Source organism: Microbacterium sp. KU4F (assembly GCF_056868075.1).
Genome location: NZ_CP200324.1, coordinates 2432456 through 2449474, shown reverse-complemented (window position 1 = coordinate 2449474; position 17019 = coordinate 2432456). Strand labels below are relative to the sequence as shown.

General features: G+C 71.1%; 17 protein-coding genes. 8 read left to right on the top strand and 9 right to left on the bottom strand.

The window, feature by feature from the left end; translation table 11 throughout:
• Window positions 1-23: 23 nt before the first annotated feature.
• Entirely contained in the window at window positions 24-914 is an 891-nt protein-coding gene (locus AC1VNH_RS12505; protein ID WP_483111720.1) for a LysR family transcriptional regulator, read from the bottom strand.
• Between the two features lie 84 nt (window positions 915-998).
• Here AC1VNH_RS12505 and AC1VNH_RS12500 point away from each other — a divergent pair, with 84 nt between their 5' ends.
• A complete protein-coding gene (locus tag AC1VNH_RS12500; RefSeq protein WP_483111719.1) occupies window positions 999-1943 on the top strand; it encodes an EamA family transporter in 945 nt (314 codons plus the stop codon).
• On the opposite strand, the gene AC1VNH_RS12495 is transcribed toward AC1VNH_RS12500, so the two are convergent.
• Window positions 1871-2239 (bottom strand): hypothetical protein, encoded by a 369-nt coding sequence (locus tag AC1VNH_RS12495; RefSeq protein WP_483111718.1) that lies wholly within the window; start codon window positions 2237-2239, stop codon window positions 1871-1873. The two genes, AC1VNH_RS12500 and AC1VNH_RS12495, sit on opposite strands and share 73 nt — an antisense overlap.
• 334 nt (window positions 2240-2573) lie before the next feature.
• Between AC1VNH_RS12495 and AC1VNH_RS12490 the strand changes: the two genes are divergently transcribed.
• On the top strand, window positions 2574-3569 hold the full coding sequence (locus tag AC1VNH_RS12490) for an ATP-binding cassette domain-containing protein (RefSeq protein ID WP_483111717.1): 996 nt from the start codon (window positions 2574-2576) through the stop codon (window positions 3567-3569).
• Complete coding sequence (locus AC1VNH_RS12485) at window positions 3566-4390, top strand: ABC transporter permease (protein WP_483111716.1); 825 nt, start codon at window positions 3566-3568, stop codon at window positions 4388-4390. The genes AC1VNH_RS12490 and AC1VNH_RS12485 overlap by 4 nt, the downstream gene beginning before the upstream one ends.
• A gap of 1 nt (window position 4391) precedes the next feature.
• Here AC1VNH_RS12485 and AC1VNH_RS12480 read toward each other — a convergent pair whose 3' ends face one another.
• The gene (locus AC1VNH_RS12480) at window positions 4392-7217 is read right to left on the bottom strand and encodes an ATP-binding protein (protein WP_483111715.1); all 2826 of its coding nucleotides are present in this window, start codon (window positions 7215-7217) and stop codon (window positions 4392-4394) included.
• 229 nt (window positions 7218-7446) lie between these two features.
• Window positions 7447-8226, bottom strand: coding sequence for an alpha/beta fold hydrolase (locus AC1VNH_RS12475; RefSeq protein WP_483111714.1), 780 nt, complete (start codon window positions 8224-8226; stop codon window positions 7447-7449).
• A 60-nt stretch (window positions 8227-8286) separates the two neighbouring features.
• Between AC1VNH_RS12475 and AC1VNH_RS12470 the strand changes: the two genes are divergently transcribed.
• A complete protein-coding gene (locus AC1VNH_RS12470) occupies window positions 8287-9579 on the top strand; it encodes a condensation domain-containing protein (protein ID WP_483111713.1) in 1293 nt (430 codons plus the stop codon).
• A 7-nt stretch (window positions 9580-9586) separates the two neighbouring features.
• On the opposite strand, the gene AC1VNH_RS12465 is transcribed toward AC1VNH_RS12470, so the two are convergent.
• Window positions 9587-9889 carry an antibiotic biosynthesis monooxygenase gene (locus AC1VNH_RS12465; protein ID WP_483111712.1) on the bottom strand — a complete coding sequence of 101 codons (303 nt, stop codon included), beginning with the start codon at window positions 9887-9889 and terminating at the stop codon, window positions 9587-9589.
• A gap of 126 nt (window positions 9890-10015) precedes the next feature.
• Here AC1VNH_RS12465 and AC1VNH_RS12460 point away from each other — a divergent pair, with 126 nt between their 5' ends.
• On the top strand, window positions 10016-11473 hold the full coding sequence (locus AC1VNH_RS12460) for a peptide MFS transporter (RefSeq protein WP_483111711.1): 1458 nt from the start codon (window positions 10016-10018) through the stop codon (window positions 11471-11473).
• 2 nt (window positions 11474-11475) lie between these two features.
• On the opposite strand, the gene AC1VNH_RS12455 is transcribed toward AC1VNH_RS12460, so the two are convergent.
• Genes AC1VNH_RS12455 through AC1VNH_RS12440 form a run of 4 tightly spaced genes read right to left on the bottom strand, consistent with a single transcriptional unit; the run spans window position 11476 to window position 14858 of the window.
• Window positions 11476-12246 carry an IclR family transcriptional regulator domain-containing protein gene (locus tag AC1VNH_RS12455; protein WP_483111709.1) on the bottom strand — a complete coding sequence of 257 codons (771 nt, stop codon included), beginning with the start codon at window positions 12244-12246 and terminating at the stop codon, window positions 11476-11478.
• A 22-nt stretch (window positions 12247-12268) separates the two neighbouring features.
• Entirely contained in the window at window positions 12269-13444 is a 1176-nt protein-coding gene (locus tag AC1VNH_RS12450; protein ID WP_483111708.1) for a thiolase family protein, read from the bottom strand.
• Entirely contained in the window at window positions 13441-14118 is a 678-nt protein-coding gene (locus AC1VNH_RS12445) for a 3-oxoacid CoA-transferase subunit B (protein ID WP_483111707.1), read from the bottom strand. The genes AC1VNH_RS12450 and AC1VNH_RS12445 overlap by 4 nt, the downstream gene beginning before the upstream one ends.
• Window positions 14115-14858 (bottom strand): 3-oxoacid CoA-transferase subunit A, encoded by a 744-nt coding sequence (locus AC1VNH_RS12440; protein WP_483111706.1) that lies wholly within the window; start codon window positions 14856-14858, stop codon window positions 14115-14117. The genes AC1VNH_RS12445 and AC1VNH_RS12440 overlap by 4 nt, the downstream gene beginning before the upstream one ends.
• Window positions 14859-15174: 316 nt before the next feature.
• On the opposite strand from AC1VNH_RS12440, the gene AC1VNH_RS12435 reads away from it, so the two are divergent.
• From AC1VNH_RS12435 to AC1VNH_RS12425, 3 genes are read left to right on the top strand one after another with little or no spacing between them, the layout of a single operon-like run.
• Window positions 15175-16008: an alpha/beta fold hydrolase gene (locus AC1VNH_RS12435; protein WP_483111705.1), complete on the top strand. Its 834-nt coding sequence runs from the start codon at window positions 15175-15177 to the stop codon at window positions 16006-16008.
• A complete protein-coding gene (locus AC1VNH_RS12430) occupies window positions 16001-16570 on the top strand; it encodes a TetR-like C-terminal domain-containing protein (protein ID WP_483111704.1) in 570 nt (189 codons plus the stop codon). Before AC1VNH_RS12435 ends, AC1VNH_RS12430 begins: the two co-directional genes overlap by 8 nt.
• Entirely contained in the window at window positions 16567-16971 is a 405-nt protein-coding gene (locus AC1VNH_RS12425; protein WP_483111703.1) for a DUF4260 family protein, read from the top strand. The genes AC1VNH_RS12430 and AC1VNH_RS12425 overlap by 4 nt, the downstream gene beginning before the upstream one ends.
• Window positions 16972-17019 lie beyond the last annotated feature (48 nt).

Here is a 17019-nt window from a genome sequence, read left to right as displayed (position 1 = left end):
GGGGGCCGGAACGGCGGGCGGGCTCAGGATGCGGGGAGCAGCTCGCGGATGAGACGCACGGCGGGCGAGTCCGTCATGCTCGTGCGCCACACCAGCGCCACCGGACGCGTCGGCTCGGGGTCGCGCACCGGCACCGCGACCACGGACTCCGGCAACTGTCCGCGCCCCAGCTTCGGAACGAGCGCCACGGCGAGCCCGTGCGCCACGAGCTCGATCTGCGACGCGAACTCCAGGCACCAGAAGTCGATGCGCGGCGGATGCGGCTCGCCCCGGAACATGTGGCAGAACCACTCGTAGCAGATGGTTCCGTCGGGCGTGCTGGACCACACGTGATCGCGGACGTCGGCGGGGCTGATCGCAGCCCTCGACGCGAGAGGATCGTCGCGGTGCACGAGCAGATCCGCGGTGTCGCGGAGGAACTCGACGCTGCGCACGCTCGGCGGCAGCGTGAGCGTGACGCCCTCCCAGTGGTGCACGATCGCGAGATCCAGCGTGCCGGCGGTCACCGCCGCGACCGCATCCCACGGGTCGATCTCGGTGACGGTCAAGCGCAAGTCGGGCGCTTCGACGGCCGCCCGCGTGACGAGCCCGGGCACGACGCCGCGTACGGCGGTCGAGAAGACGCCGAGACGCAACGTGCCCGTGGGTCGGGCGCCGGCGTCGTGCAGCCGTGAACGCAGTTGCTCCACCTGGCTACGCAACTGCGCCCCCTCCTCCACGAGCCGGCGGCCCGCGGCGGTGAGCACGACACCGCGGCCCTGCCGATCGATGAGGCGGGCGCCGAGGTCGCGCTCGAGTCGCTTGATCTGCTGCGACACCGCCGACGGCGTGTAATCGAGCTCGGCCGCCGCGGCATGGACGGTGCCGGTGCGGGCGAGGGCGAGGAGCGCCTCGACGGCGGCGAGATCGATCATGGCGAGAATGTATCACCGGCCTGCATGGATCCATGCAGAACCGTGCGCTGGTGCTGCACGAACGTGCTCGGTCACGATGGGCGAGTGCCCCTTCGTTCCTCTCTTCTCGCCGCCCTCGTCGCCGTCATCTGGGGCGTCAACTTCGTCGTCATCGACGCAGGCCTGGACGGCATGCCGCCCGCCCTGTTCGTCGCGCTGCGCTTCATCGCCGTCCTCGTGCCCGCCGTCTTCTTCGTCCCGCGACCCCGTGGGCGGATGCGGGATGTCCTGCTCATCGGGCTGTTCATGAGCCTCGGTCAGTTCGGGCTGCTGTACACGGCCCTCGCGATGGGGATGCCTCCGGGGCTGGCCTCTCTCGTGCTGCAGGCCCAGGTGGCCTTCACGATCGTCTTCGCCGCCTTGGCCCTGCGCGAAGCGCCCCGCCGCTCGCAGGTCGTCGGCGTGGTGGTGGGTGCCGCCGGACTCGGAATCGTCGCCGCGGGACGCGACGCCGCCACCCCCGCGCTCGCCCTGCTGGTGACCCTGGCGGCGGCGGCCTCATGGGCCATCGGCAACGTGATCGCGCGACGCCTCGGCGGCGCAGGAAAGGGCGGCGCGCTCGCGGGGCTGTCGGTGACCGTCTGGTCGGCGCTCGTCGTCCCCGTACCGATGGTGCTCCTGGCCCTCCTCCTCGACGGAGCGGACGCGGTCGGCACCGCGCTCACGCACCTCACCACGGCGCAGCTGCTGTCAACCGCCTACACCGCGTGGCTGGCGAGCCTGGTCGGCTACGGCATCTGGAACACGCTGCTAGCCCGGCACACCGCATCCGCTGTCGTCCCGTTCACGATGCTCGTGCCGCCGGTCGGGATCGCTGCGGCGTGGCTCGCACTCGGCGAGACACCCGCGCCCGCCGAGCTCGTCGGCGGCGCCGTCCTGCTGATCGGCGTCGGCATCGCGGTGCTCCGCCCGCGCGGTCAGAAGGTGAGCGGGGTGTCCTCGGGCACACGCGGGCGGAGCGCGGTCGGCGCCGGCCAGCCGAGCTCGTAGGTGCGAAGCGGCGCATCGATCGCGCCGAAGTCCTCGCTCTTGACCACGATGCGCTCCGGAGTCACCTCCACCAGACGCACCGCCAGCGGAGCTTCACCCTCGCGCTCCAGCATCCACTTCTCGGCGAGCCAACCGAGGCCGCGCACCTCGAGCGCCTCTTCCGCGTCGAGCCATTCGATGGGCTCGGTCATGTCGTGGCCGAGGAGATCGACGGCGACCCAGCCGGATCCCTCCGGCCGGATCCACCCGAGCAGCTCGCCGTCGTCGCGGCGGTGCGGGGTCCAGTCCGGGTTCATCCCGCCACCCTACGACCTCGCATCCACCCCCGGGAACACATGACGCACCGTCCTCCCCGCCCTCTCGGCCACGCTCCTGCCCGCGAGACTGCATTTCCATCACGAGATCACGGGTAATGACAGTGATCTCGTGCGAAAGATGCAGTCTCGCGGGTAGAGGGTGAGGAGAACCGTGCACGCGGGACGGGGATCCGAGAACCGGGCAGGCGGGAGAAGCGAGAGTCGAGGCCGCCGGCGGGGCGTGACAGCGCGGTGACAGCGGTGAGTGCGGCATGACAGCGGCATGACGGCGGATGCGGCGCACTCTGGGAGCACGCCAGCAGAAAGGCTCCCCATGACCACCTCACTCCCTCCCGCCGTCCGGGCCGAAGGCCTCGTCAAGGTGTTCGGCGACAACCGCGCGGTCGACGGCGTCGACCTGCTCGTTCCCACCGGCACCGTCTACGGCGTGCTCGGCCCCAACGGCGCCGGCAAGACCACCACCATCAACATGCTCGCAACGCTCATGCGTCCGGATGCGGGCAGAGCCGAGATCTTCGGCCACGACGTCACCGCCGAGCCGCAGGTCGTACGCCAGCTCATCGGCGTCACCGGCCAGTTCGCCTCCGTCGACGAGACCCTCTCGGCCACCGAGAACCTCATGATCTTCGCGCGGCTGCTCGGCCTCAGCCGTGCCGACGCACGCGCGAAGTCGACCGAGCTGCTCGAGCGCTTCGGTCTCACCGATGCCGCACGACGCCCCCTGAAGAAGTTCTCCGGCGGGATGCGGCGGCGCCTCGACCTCGCCGCCTCCCTCATCGCCCAGCCACCGCTCATCTTCCTCGATGAGCCGACGACGGGCCTCGATCCCCGCACCCGCGGGCAGATGTGGGACACGATCCGCGAGCTCGTCGCCGGAGGGTCCACCGTGCTGCTGACCACGCAGTACCTCGACGAGGCCGACCAGCTCGCCGACCGCATCGCGGTGATCGATCACGGCCGCGTCGTCGCCGAGGGCACCTCCGACGAGCTCAAGGCGTCGGTCGGCACCGCCAGCTTGCAGCTGCGCGTCTCGGAGACGGCCGACACCGCATCCGCTCTCGAGATCGTCGAGACCGTGCTCGGGGTGCGCGTCACGCTCTCCCCGGAGGCCTCCCGAATCACGGCCCCCATGGCGGATGCGGACCGCGTCACCGACCTGCTCATCGCCCTGCGCACCGGCGGCGTGCGTCTGGCCGAGATGAGCGTGCAGAAACCCACCCTCGACGAGGTGTTCCTCACCATCACCGGTCACGACACCGGTTCGGGCGCCGCCGACGAGACCGAGACGAAAGAGATGGTGACCGCATGACCACCCTCGCACCCCACCGCATCGTGCCCGCGACCGAGCGCTCACTGAAGAACCGGACGAGCCTGTCGCAGACGGTGAGCAACACCCTCACGATGGCCTACCGCGGCCTCGTCAAGATCCGGCGCACGCCGGAGCAGCTCGTCGATGTGACGCTGCAGCCGATCATCTTCACCCTGATGTTCGCCTACATCTTCGGCGGCGCGATCTCCGGCGACGTGCAGAACTACCTGCCGCTGCTGATCCCCGGCATCCTCGTGCAGACGGTCGTCACCACCTCCGTCGTCACGGGCACGCAACTGCGGGAAGACATGGACAAGGGCGTGTTCGACCGCTTCCGCTCCCTGCCCATCGCACGCATCGCTCCTCTGTCGGGCGCGCTGCTGGCCGACACCCTGCGCTACACGATCGCCACGACTCTCACCTTCGGCATGGGCTTCGTGATGGGCTACCGGCCCGGAGGGGGCGCTCTCGCCGTCATCGGCGCGGGCCTGCTCGTGATCGTCTCGTCGTGGGCGATGAGCTGGATCTTCGCGTTCTTCGGCGTGATCGCCCGCACCGCGGCGAGTGTGCAGGGCATCTCGATGCTGGCGCTGTTCCCGCTGACGTTCCTCTCGAACGCCTTCGTCCCGGTCGACACGCTCCCCGACGTGCTGCGGTGGTTCGCGGAGATCAACCCGATCTCCCACCTCATCACCGCGGTGCGAGACCTCGCGAACTCCGGCGTCGTCGGCACCGACCTGTTCGTCTCCCTCGCGGGCGCGGCCGTCATCGTGGCGATCTTCGCCCCGCTGACCGTGCGCGCCTACATGCGCAAGGCCTGAGTCAGAGCATCGCCACCAGGTCGGCGAGATCGGCGGGGCCGGATGCGGAAGCGTCCGGCCCCGCCTCCGTTCCGATCGTCGCCCGCACACGCTGCACGACGGGATCCGTCTCGTCCGCCCGACCCCGCAGCACCGCCGCGATCTCGAGAGCGCGCCGTGCTCCGTCGGGGCGCTCGGTCGCGGTGAACAGTTCGGCGGCGGCGAGCGCCGCATCCGCCATGATCGGCTGGTCGCCCGATCCGGTCGCGAGTTCGATGCCGAGGCGCACCTCGTCACGCGCCTCGTCGATCCGCCCCACCAGCACGAGCGCCTGCGCATGACGCGCGTGCATCCACGCGTGGATCTGCGGCGGGATCCCCGGCAAGGATCCGTCCCGCAGCGCGGGCGGCATCGTCTCGAGGATCGCCAGAGCCGCGCTCCCGTCTCCGACGATCACCTCGAAGGTCACCGCGGTGAGGGATGCCTGAAGCACCGCGCGGTCGGATCCGTCGCGACGCGCGGCGTCTTGCATCCCGACCAGACGTTCCCGCGCCTCCCGGATGCGGCCGAGCCGCACCAGCAGCACGATCGCGAAGGCCTGCTGCTGCAGCTGGTCGGAGACGGAGGTCAGACCCTCGAGCGCGCGGCTGGCGGCATCCGTGATCTCGAGCGCCTCCTCGAGCCGGCCGTGCAGCATGAGCCACTCGGAGCGCATCTGGCTGGCCAGGGCGATGCCCCACGTGTCGCCCACCTCGCGCAGCAGGCGCAGCGCCTCCTCGCTCTGGCGATCGAGCCGCTCGACGTCGCCGCCGTTCTGCGCGATCGCCGCCTCGATCGCGGCGACGACGCCGCGCGACCAGGTCGGTGCGCCCACGAGGTCGGCGGGGTCCAGACGGAAGTTCGGCAGCCAGGGCGTGCCGGGGCGCCCGTCGCCGATGGCTCGCGCCTGGGCCTTCAGCAGGACGGGCAGGATCAGCGACAGCTCGGACGGATGCGCCGCCGCGGCCTCGGCGATCCGGTCGGCGTCCTCGGCGGTGAAGCCTCCCGAGACCTGCGCGTCAGCGGAGGCGAAGATGAGTCGGACCCCCGTGATCACAACCCCCGCCTCGGAGTCGAGGGTGGCATAGGCGCCGACGAGTTCGAGGGCGGCGCGCAAGGCCTCCAGACGCTCGCGCATGATCCACGCCCAGATCTGCGCGCGCACGAGCTCGACGGCCGTCTCGCTCATCTGCACCCGCGCACCGCTCCAGCGGGTGGCGGCGGCCAGGTTCTCCTCGTTGGCATCGAACCAGGCGATCGCGGAACGCACCGCGGGCGTGCGCAGCTGGGCGTCGCACTCGAGGGCCCGCCGCGCGAGCACCCGCGCCTGCGTATCACGCGCCCGATCCTCGGCGCCGCGACGACGGAGCTGCTCGATCCCGTACTCGCGCACCGTCTCGAGCACGCGGAAGCGGCCGCGCGCCCGCTGCACGAGCGAGCGGTCGACGAGCTCGTCGAAGACGCTCGCGGGCAGGGCGAAGGACGCGGCGACCGCACCCGCATCCGCCGCGTCGATGCCGTCCGGGAACACGGCCAAGGCGAGCAGTCCCTCACGCTCCGGTTCGCCGAGCAGGTCCCAGCTCCAGTCGATGACGGCGCGCAGGGTCTGGTGGCGGGCCGCCGCCGAACGAGGGCCGCGATCGAACAGCGCGAACCGGTCGGAGAGGCCCGACTCCAGCTCGTCGACACCGAGCGTGCGCGCCTTCGCACCGGCCAGCTCCAGGGCGAGCGGAAGTCCGTCGAGGTGGCGTGCAATGCGCGCGACGGCCGGAAGCTCCTCGGGGGTCGGTTCCGTGCCGCGCGCGGCGAGGATGCGGGCGGCGAGAAGGGCGGTGGCGTCCGCATCCGGCAGCGGACCGAGCTCGACGAACGCCTCGCCGGGCAGCCCCAGCGGCTCGCGGCTCGTGACCAGCACCCTCACGCCTGGCGTCGTGAGCACGGTCGCCACCACCGCGGCCGTCTCCTGCAGCACGTGCTCCGCGTTGTCCAGCACGAGCAGCACGGCGCGACCCGCGAGGGCGGCGAGCACGCTGTCCACCGCGGAGAGCTCGCCCGCGGGGTTGTCGGTGAGCCGGATGCTGCGCCCGAGCGCCGTGACCACCGCGTCCCAGACCTCACCCGGCTGGGCCGGCGCGAGCTCGACGAAGACGGCGGGCGGCTGGTGCCTGGCCGTCTCGAGGGCGAGGGTCGTCTTTCCCGCGCCTCCCGGACCCAGAAGCGTGACGAGTCGGAATGCCTGCAGCTGAGAGGACATGAGGGCGAGTTCGTCGGCACGACCCACGAGCGGGGTGACAGCTGCCGGGATCGCCGGCACGGGCGTCGGCGCGTCCTCCCTCGACGGCGCCGCAGCCCGGGCGAGCCGCTCAGCGTGCGCGCGGTCTTCGAGAAGGTCTCGCAGCACCCAGTCGAAGCCGTCGGCCAGCCACGGCTCGCCGCGCCACAGAGCGAGCGCCTCACGCGCGAGGGATGCGGGGTCCGCCCCGGCGCGTGCCGCCTGCACGAGGTCGGCGAAGCGCACAAGGTCCACGTCGTCGCGGGCGACGCCGAGCACGTAGCCGCCGGGTTCCGCGCGGAGGATCCCCTCGGGCAGGGTCCGCCGCATCCGCGACACGAGGGACTGCAGCGACGCGCGCGGGTCCTCCGGGGGATCGTCGGGCCACACGTCTTCGGCGAGAGCCCGGTAGCTGACGGTCGTTCCCGCATCCAGTGCGAGCCTCAGCAACAGCGCACGCTGGCGCGACCCGCGCACCTCGATGGGCGAGCCCGCCGCATCCTCGGCCGCGAAACCGCCGAAGAACTGCAGCCGCATGCTCTCACTGTAGAGCGCGCCCGCATCCGACCCCGCCGGGCCGTCGGCGGACCCTCGCGCCGCGAGAGGGCATTTCCGTCACGAGATCACGGGTGAACACAGTGATCTCGTGCTCGAAATGGGCCCACACGCCCAGAGGCTCCGTGTCCGCGGAGCGGGCGTGGAGAGGGCGTGGGGACAGTCTCGCGGGGAGAGGAGGGGTGTGCCCCGAAGCGCGGGACGCCCGGGCTCAGGCGCGGGTGGTGACGTGCTCGGCGAACAGGCCCGGCCAGGCCATCACCCCGTAGGGGCTGCGGGCCACAATTAGGCGGCTGTCGTCGATGAGCTCGCGCAGGGTTCGCGCGGTCTTGAGCGGATGCGTACGGTCGCCGGTCCAGGCGAGGATGAGGGTCGGCACCTCGATGCGGGCGATGCGCTTCTTGGGCGGGAGACCGGTCGCGGCGGCTCCCCGCAGCACGATCGGCAACAGCTCAGCCGGCACGGTGGGGCGCGTCTCGGGCGCATCGGCGAGCGCCGGGGGCACGGGAGCCGTGTTGCCGATCTCGAGCAGCGCGGCGAGACCCCCACGCTCGACGAGTTCGGCGTTCGCCCGGTACACGTCGCCCTGTGCCCGGCGCCGCTTGTAGGCGGTGGGCGGCGTGACGAGGGTGAGCGTCGAGAAGCGGCGCCGGTCGGCGGCCGCCGCGTGCAGCAGAGTCCCGGTGCCCATCGACGGACCGACGCCGTGGACCTTCTCGCCGGGCGCGACGGCGTCCAGCAGCATGAGCAGGTCTTCGGCGAGCGCGTCCCAGCCGTAGTCCGATTCACGATCCGTGCCACTTGATCTTCCGTGGCCGCGCGCGTCGTAGCGCAGGATGCGGTGCCCGCGCAGAGCCCGGCCGAGATCAAGGCCCAGCTGCGCATCGCGGCTGCGGCTCGAGGTGAGCCCGTGCAACTGCACGACGAGAGGCCCCTCGTCGCCGGTGATGTCGTAGTCGAGGCTCGCTCCCCGCACGCGTAGCGCCGGCATCCGCGTCTCCGTTCCCACCCGTCCACTGCCCGCAATCTGCGCCCCTTAGACTACGGCGCCATGCGCCTGACCAATGTCGCCCACCTCCGGCTCCCGCCCGGGCGGCTGCACAGCTACGACGTCGTGATCGAGGCGACGGATCAGGAGCTGCCCGTCTCGTTCGATCAGGGCCGCCATGTGGGCGAGGGCGACCGGCCCGGATCGTGGATGGCGATCTCGTTCCGCCTTGCGGGCGCCGAGCGACAGGCTCTGGGTCGAGCATGGGATGCGGTCGTCGCCCGTCACGGCACGCTGCGCTCCGTGTTTCGCGCAGGCGAGCGCGTCCGCCTGTTCGCCGGCGAGCAGACGCCCGGCGTGTGGCGCACGCATCCCGCCGCCGGCGGGATCGCCGAGGCGCTGCGGGAGGCGTTCGATGCCGGCTGCCGCCCCCACGCGGCAGGATCCTTCCTGCTGTGTCTCGTGGAGCCGGATGCGGGCGAGCCTGTCGTCGTCATCGGCAGTGACCACGCCCACGTCGACATGTGGTCGCTCCTCGTGCTGGGCCGCGATCTGGACCGCGCGTTGCGCTGCGTGCAGAAGGGCGAGGAACCGGATCTGACGCCCGCGCATCCGTTCGCCGAACACACCGCGCTGCTGGAAACGATGGGCGAGTCTCCCGCCGACGTGCACGACGAGTGGGAGCGCCTGCTCGCGGCCGGCGGGCAGGCCATGCCGCGCTTCCCGCTGCCACTCGGCGACATGAGCCGCGCACACGACGAGGTCGTGGAGGTGCGCGACGTGCTCGATCCCGCCCAGGTCGTGGAGCTGACCCGGGTCGCGGACGAGCGAGGCGTTCGGCCGACCGCGGTCGCGCTCGCGGCGGTCACGCGGGCCACCCGCCGTGTCGCCGACGCGCCCCTACGCGCCGTCTTCCCCGTGCACAGCCGGAACGATCCACGCTGGACGGATGCGGTGGGCTGGTTCATCACGAACTCGGTCATCGAGTGCGAGGAGGGTGACCCCGACGCCTGCGCCGCGGATGTCCGCCGGGCGCTGTGGCTCGGCTCGCATCCGCTGGCGCCGGTGTTCGCACCGCGCGGGGGGATGCCCCGCACACCGGGCATGTTCGCACTGTCGTGGCTGGACACACGCCGCCTTCCCGTCGCGGTCGACGACCCGCAGGCGTCGTGGATCTCCGCCGTGATTCGAACCAACGGCGTGATGATCTGGTTCGTCATCAACGACGCGGGCCTGCATCTGCGCTGCCGCTACCCCGACACCGTCGAGGCGCGCACCTCGCTCACTCTCTGGCTGGATGCGGTGGAGAGCGAGCTGAAGGCGGCGGCGACCGCACCCCTTCCCGTCGCGGGCTGAGCGGCGCTCACCCGGCCGCGTCGACGCGGAAATGGCGCAGGGCCAACGGCGCCTCGAGGTACCGCTCCTCGCCAGGGAAGGTGACGGGCTCGGTGCGCCAGCCCGTCCCCGCGTAGGCGACCAGATCCGCGTCGTCACGCCAGGCGGAGACGTACTGGATGCGGCGCGGCTCCGCCTCGTCCACGAGGACGTCGTGGCGCACGAGGCCGTGGTATCGATCGGGGAAGTCGGCGACGAGCTCACGCAGCCGGGCGAGGAACTCCTGCTCGGCGCCGGCGCGCACGATCGCCTCGGATACGCGGAGGATCATGGCGACAGGCTAGCGAGCGGCACGCCGCGCGCACCGCCCGATGTCTGCCAATCCGGCGCCGATGGCAGACGGATGCCGGCGGCGACCTCCCGCGCCCAGCGGCATCGCGGGGATACGGTGGCCGTTATGACGGCGTCCGAGAGCACCACGCGCGACACCCGCTTCTTCGGCCAGCCCTGGGCACTGGCCCACGTGTTCGGCGTGGAGATGTGGGAGCGGTTCAGCTTCTACGGCATGCAGGGGATCCTGCTGATCTACCTCTACTACTCCGCCACCGACGGCGGACTCGGCCTCGACAAGCCCGTCGCGACGAGTATCGTCGGCGCCTACGGCGGCGCCGTGTACCTCTCGACGATCCTCGGCGCCTGGATCGCCGACCGCCTGCTCGGATCCGAACGCGTGCTGTTCTTCAGTGCGATCGTGATCATGGCCGGACACATCGCGCTGGCCGTCCTGCCCGGTTTCGTCGGTGTCGGTGTCGGCCTCGCGCTCGTGGCCCTCGGCTCCGGCGGACTGAAGGCCAACGCCACATCCGTCGTCGGCACGCTGTACACCGACGACGACCCCCGCCGCGACGGCGGGTTCTCGCTCTTCTATCTGGGCATCAACCTCGGCGCGTTCTTCGGCGCACTGCTGACCGGGCTGCTGCAGTCGCTCGCCGGGTTCCACTGGGGCTTCGGACTCGCGGCGGTCGGCATGGCCATCGGTCTCGTGCAGTACTCCTTCGGACGCCGCCAGTTGCCCGCCGAGGCGCGAGCGGTGCCGAATCCGCTGCCGCGCGAGCGGCACGCACTGTGGATCGGCATCGCCGTGGCCGGTGTCGTCGTGATCGCGGCCAGCGTGCTGCTCGGCATCGTGCGCGCCGACAACCTTGCCCTCGTCGTCATCGTCGTGACGATCGTGGCCGCGATCGCCTACTTCGCCGTCATCCTGAGCTCACGGCGCATCGACGCGACAGAACGCTCACGCGTCTACGCGTTCATCCCGCTGTTCGTCGTGAGCGTCGGTTTCTGGTCGCTGTACCAGCAGCAGTTCACCGTGCTGACGATCTACTCCGACGAGCGCCTCAACCGTGACCTGTTCGGCTGGGAGATGCCCGTCTCGTGGGTGCAGTCGATCAACCCGGTGTTCATCATCCTGCTCTCGGGCATCTTCGCGGCCCTCTGGACGAAGCTCGGCCGACGGCAGCCGTCGACGCCCGTCAAGTTCGCGATCGGGGCGATCGTGATGGGCGTCGCGTTCTGGTTGTTCCTCTTCTGGGCGAACGGCGGACCGAACGCCACACCGCTGCTGGGCGTCATCGGCATCCTGTTCGTGTTCACCGTGGCCGAGCTGTTCATCTCACCGATCGGTCTGTCGGTGTCGACGAAGCTCGGGCCGACGATCTTCCACACCCAGATGGTCGCCCTGTTCTTCCTGTCGGTCGCACTCGGAACCGCCATCGCCGGGCAGCTGGGCGAGTACTACGACTCCGAGAACGAGGTCGGCTACTTCTCGATCCTCGGGTTCATCGCGATCGCCCTCGGCGTCGTGCTGCTGCTGGCAGTGAAGCCGGTGCTGCGACTCATGAAGGGCGTGCGCTGACCTCAGACGCGGCGCAGCTCGTCGCTCGCCCGCTCCGCGGTGGCGACGAGGGCCGGCAGGTAGTGCTGCACCAGGTGTTCGACACTGTCGCGCGTCGCCGATGACGAGACGTTGATCGCAGCCGCGACCCGACCGCTTCGATCGCGCACACCGACGGCGATCGAGCGCAGCCCCGCCTCGAGTTCGCCGTCCACGACCGCCCACCCCTGGGCTGCGACCCGGTCGAGTTCGGCGCCGAGGCGTGCCGCATCCGTCACGGTCCGATCGGTGAGCGGATGCAGGTGCGCCAGTGCCTCGGCACGAGCGGATGCGGGCAGCGCCGCCAGCAGCACGCGCCCCATGCTCGTGGCGTACGCCGGGAAGCGGGTGCCGATCGTGATGCGCACGCTCATGATGCGCCGAGCCGGCACACGGGCGATGTAGACGATGTCGGCGCCGTCGAGCACGGCCGCCGACACGCTCTCTCCGACCTCGCGCGAGAGCAGTTCGAGGTGCGGCTGGAGCACGTCGGGCAGCGACAGCGACGACAGGTAGCTGAAGCCGAGCTCGAGCACCCGCGGCGTGAGGGCGAACAAGCGTCCGTCGCTGCGGACGTACCCGAGGCTCACGAGGGTGTGCAGGAAGCGGCGGGCGGCCGCGCGCGTGACCTCGGCGCGGCGCGCGACCTCGCTCAGGGTGAGCTCCGCGTGGTCCGCATCGAACGTGCGGATCACCGCGAGGCCCCGGGCGAGCGACTGCACGAACTCGCCGGATACGTCGCCCTGCTCGCTCATCCGCTCACCATATCCGCGTCGGTCACCTCTCGAGGACGACCGCGAGGCCCTGCCCCACCCCGATGCAGATCGCGGCGACCGCGACGCCCCCGCCGCGGCGGGCGAGCTCGTGTGCGGCGTGACCGATGATGCGCCCGCCGGACGCGCCGAGGGGATGGCCGATGGCCAGCGCACCGCCGTGGATGTTCACGCGCTCCGGATCCAGGTCGGGCCATCCGGCGACGCAGGCGAGGCTCTGCGAGGCGAACGCCTCGTTCAGCTCGACGACATCGACGTCGTCCCACGTGAAGCCGGCGCGGGCGAGCGCCTTGTTGGCGGCCTCGATGGGCGCGATCGGGAAAACATCGGGGTCGACGCCGTGGGCGGCGCGGGCGGCGATACGTGCCAACGGCTCCCCCGGCAGCGCCCCCTCGGCCGCGACGAGCACCGCGGAGGCTCCGTCGTTGATGGGCGACGAGTTGCCCGCCGTGACGGAACCGTCGCCGTCCGCCGCGAACAGCGCCCGCAGACCCGCGAGCTTCTCGAGGGAGGTGTCGGGGCGGATGCTCTCATCGCGGGCGAGTTCGGCGCCGGGGACCTGCACGATCTCGCCGTCGTACACACCGGCGGCCCACGCTTCGGCGGCGAGGCGGTGCGAGCGTGCGGCGAACGCATCCTGCGCCTCGCGCGAGATGCCCCACTCGCGCGCGATCTTCTCCGCCGACTCGCCGTTGCTGATCGTCCAGGGCTTCGGCAGCGCAGGGTTGGTCATGCGCCAGCCGATCGCCGTGTTCCACAGCGTCTGGTTGCCCACGGCGGGCCACGGCTTGGCCGACTTCTCGACGACGAAGGGCGCGCGGCTCATCGACTCGACGCCTCCGGCCAGGATGATGTCGGCGTCGCCGGACTCGATCGCCCGGGACGCTTGGATCACGGCCTCCACCGACGAGGCGCACAGTCGGTTGACGGTCGCACCCGTCACAGTCGTCGGGAATCCCGCGAGCAGCGCGCCGAAGCGGGCGACGTTGCGGTTGTCCTCGCCCGCCTGGTTCGCGTCGCCGAAGATCACGTCGTCGATGCGCGCCGGGTCGAGGCCGGTGCGTTCGACGGCCGCGCGCATGACGAGGGCGGCGAGATCGTCCGGCCGCATGCCGGAGAGCGCACCACCGGCTCGACCGAACGGTGTGCGGACGGCGTCGTAGACGAAGCTCGCGGTCATTTCTCCTCCTGGGACGCGGATGCGGCCGCATCCGTCGCATCGATGAGATCGAGACCGGTGAGCTGGCGCAGCTGCTCGATCGTGTTGTCGCCGAACGCCTCGGTGACGGCGAAGCCCGCATCCGTGATCTCGAAGACCGCGTGATCCGTGTAGACGCGCGAGACGCAGCCCACGCCGGTCAGCGGGTACGTGCAGGCGGCGACGAGCTTCGGCTCGCCGGCGCGGGTGAGCAGATCCGTCATGACGTAGACCGACTTGGCGCCGATCGCGAGATCCATCGCACCCCCCACAGCGGGGATCGCACCGGGCTCACCCGTCGACCAGTTGGCCAGGTCGCCGTTCTGCGCGACCTGGAAGGCGCCGAGCACGCACACGTCGAGATGCCCGCCGCGCATCATCGCGAAGGAGTCGGCGTGGTGGAAGTACGCGGCGCCCGCGACGGCCGTGACCGCCTGCTTGCCGGCGTTGATGAGATCGGGGTCGATGCGGTCCGGCGCAGGTGCCGGTCCCATCCCCAGCAGGCCGTTCTCGGTGTGCAGCACGATCTCGCGGTCGGCGGGCAGGTGGTCGGCGACGAGTGTCGGCGCACCGATGCCGAGGTTCACGACGGCGCCGTCGGGGATGTCGGCGGCGATGCGGCGGGCAAGGTCTGCGCGGGAGACGCGGGTGGTCATCGCTGCTCCTGGTTCTCGAGGGGGCGGCCTTCCAGGTCGGTGCCGCCGACGAACACGCCGTCCCTCAGCCAGCGCCGCTCGCCGACCGCGACCACTCGATCGACGTAGAGCCCGGGAGTGACGACCGTCTCAGGGTCGATCGAACCCAGCGGCACGATCTCGTCGACCTGCACGATCGTCGTGGTCGCCGCGGCCGCCATGATGGGCCCGAAGTTGCGGGCGGTCTCGCGGTAGACGAGATTGCCCCAGCGATCCGCCTGGCGGGCCGAGACCAGCGCGTAGTCGGCGCGGATGGGGTGCTCGAGCACGTAGGTGCGTCCGTCGATCTCACGGTGCTCCTTGCCCTCGGCGAGCTCGGTGCCGACGCCGGTCGGCGAGAAGAACGCACCGATCCCCGCACCGGCGGCACGGATGCGTTCGGCGAGGTTGCCCTGCGGGACGAGCTCCAGCTCGATGCGGCCCGAGCGGTAGAGGTCGTCGAAGACCCAGGAGTCGGACTGCCGGGGGAAGGAGCAGACGATGCGACGCACACGTCCGGCGGCGAGCAGCGCGGCGAGTCCCGTATCGCCGTTGCCGGCGTTGTTGTTCACGATCGTGAGGTCGCTCGCGCCGTGCGCGATGAGGGCGTCGATGAGTTCCACGGGTTGGCCGGCGCGGCCGAACCCGCCGATCATGACGGTCGAGCCGTCCTCGATGCCTGCGACCGCCGATGCGATGTCGGCGACAGTTTTGTCGATCACACATCCTCCTTCGGAAGTGTTCGCTCCCTGTCGGGATGTTCGCTCTGCGAACGTACGTACGTCTGACGAACATCCTACGCCGCTTCCCCACCCGCCGTCACCCCTCGCCCATGCTCAAGGGACCCGAAGTGCGGTCCCGACGCCGGAAACACCGCATCTTGCGTCCCTTGAACACGACATCCTCCTGTTCGAGGGACGCTGGGTGCGGCCATTCGGGCGGAAAGTCCGCAGGTGGAGTCCCTTGAAATGTGGGTCGATCCGGGGAGATCGAGGTTGGCTATTGTGCATAGCTTTATGGCTATGTAGTGTGTGATGCATGAACCCCTCATCCTCCTCCGCCGCCTCGACGCAGCACCTCCGGGTCGAGGGCGGCGAGATCGGTTTCGACGTCACGGGCGAGGGCCCGCTTCTGCTGCTCGTGCCCGGAATGGGCGAGTTGCGCTCCTCGTACCGGCACCTCGCGCCCCTCCTCGTCGCGGCGGGCTACCGCGTCGCCACCGCCGACCTCCGCGGTCACGGCGACAGCTCGGCGGGCTTCGACGCCTACGGCGACGTGCCCACCGCATCCGACATCGCGGCCCTCATCCGCCACCTCGGCGCCCCCGCGGTGATCGTCGGCAACTCGATGGCGGCCGGCGCCGCGGTGATCGTCGCCGCCGAGCACCCCGAGCTCGTCTCGGGGCTGGTGCTGGTCGGACCGTTCGTGCGCACCCCGCCGAGCCAGAGCGCGGTGGCGGCGCTGATGCTCCGGATGCTGATGGCTCGCCCCTGGGCCGTCGCCGCCTGGAACGCGTACCTGCCCACTCTGTACTCGGGCGCGAAGCCCGCCGATTTCGAGGCCTACCGCGCCGCGATGATCCAGGCGATGCGGCGCCCCGGCTACGCGCGGGCGTTCCGCCTCACCACGCGCACCGACCACGGCGACGCTGAGCGGAGCCTCGCACGCGTCACCGCGCCCACGCTGGTGGTGATGGGAAGCGCCGACCCCGACTTCGCCGACCCTGCTGTCGAGGCGGCATGGATCGCCGAGGCTCTGCACGGCACGAGCGTCATGATCGAGGATGCGGGCCACTACCCGCAGTCCCAGCAGCCCGAGCGCACGGCCGACGCCCTCCTCGCCTTCCTGCGCGAAGGGACCGACCGTGCCTAGGGCCGGGCTCACCCCCGCGATCGTCATCGAACGCGCCGCCGCCCTGCTCGACGCTCCGGATGCGGGGCCGCTGAGCTTCGCCGCGCTCGCCGAAGACCTCGGCGTTCGTGCGCCGTCGCTCTACAAGCACGTCGACGGGCTCGCCGGGCTGGAGCGGGGCGTCATGCTGCGTGCCAAGATCGAGCTCGGGCACACCCTCGCCCGCGCGACGGTGGGTCGCTCCCGCGGCGACGCCATCCGCGCGATGGGGCATGCCTACCGCGACTGGGCGCTGGCCCACCCGGGCCAGTACCCGCTGACGATCACTGCGCCGGCGACGGGCGACGAGGAGGACGAGCGGGCCTCCGCATCCGTTCTCGAGGTGGTCGCGGGTGTACTCGTCGGGTACGGCCTCGAGGGCGACGATGCGATCGACGCGATCCGATTCCTGCGGGCGAGCCTGCACGGCTTCCTCTCCCTCGAAACCTCTCGCGCGTTCGAGCTTCCCGTCGACATCGAGCGCAGCTTCGCGCGGGCGATCGACTCCGTCGCCGGCTCCCTCGAGACCTGGGGTCGAGCGTGAGCACCGTGGCGGCGCGCCGTCCGCCGATACCCGCCGCGCCCGTGCCGGCGATCCACCGCATCGAAGGCGCCGCCATCGCGATCGCCACGGTCGTCGCGTTCGTGACGGCCGGATTCGCGTGGTGGTGGCTGGCAGCCCTGTTCCTGCTGTTCGACGTGTCGATGCTGGGGTACGCGTTCAGCATCCGTACCGGCGCACGCGCGTACAACCTCGTGCACAATTACACGGCACCTCTGCTGCTGCTGGGGCTCCACGCCGCACTGTTCGCGGCAGGAGTCGCGACGCCTGCCCTCGCAGTCGTCGCCGCATGCTGGCTGTTCCATGTCGCCGCAGACCGCGCCCTCGGCTTCGGCCCCCGACCGAGCGCATCGGCGGATGCGGCGTCCGCCACGTCCCGGTGACATTTGTCACCCCGGCCGGTGACGCGGCGACACTGCCGCAGCGCCCGC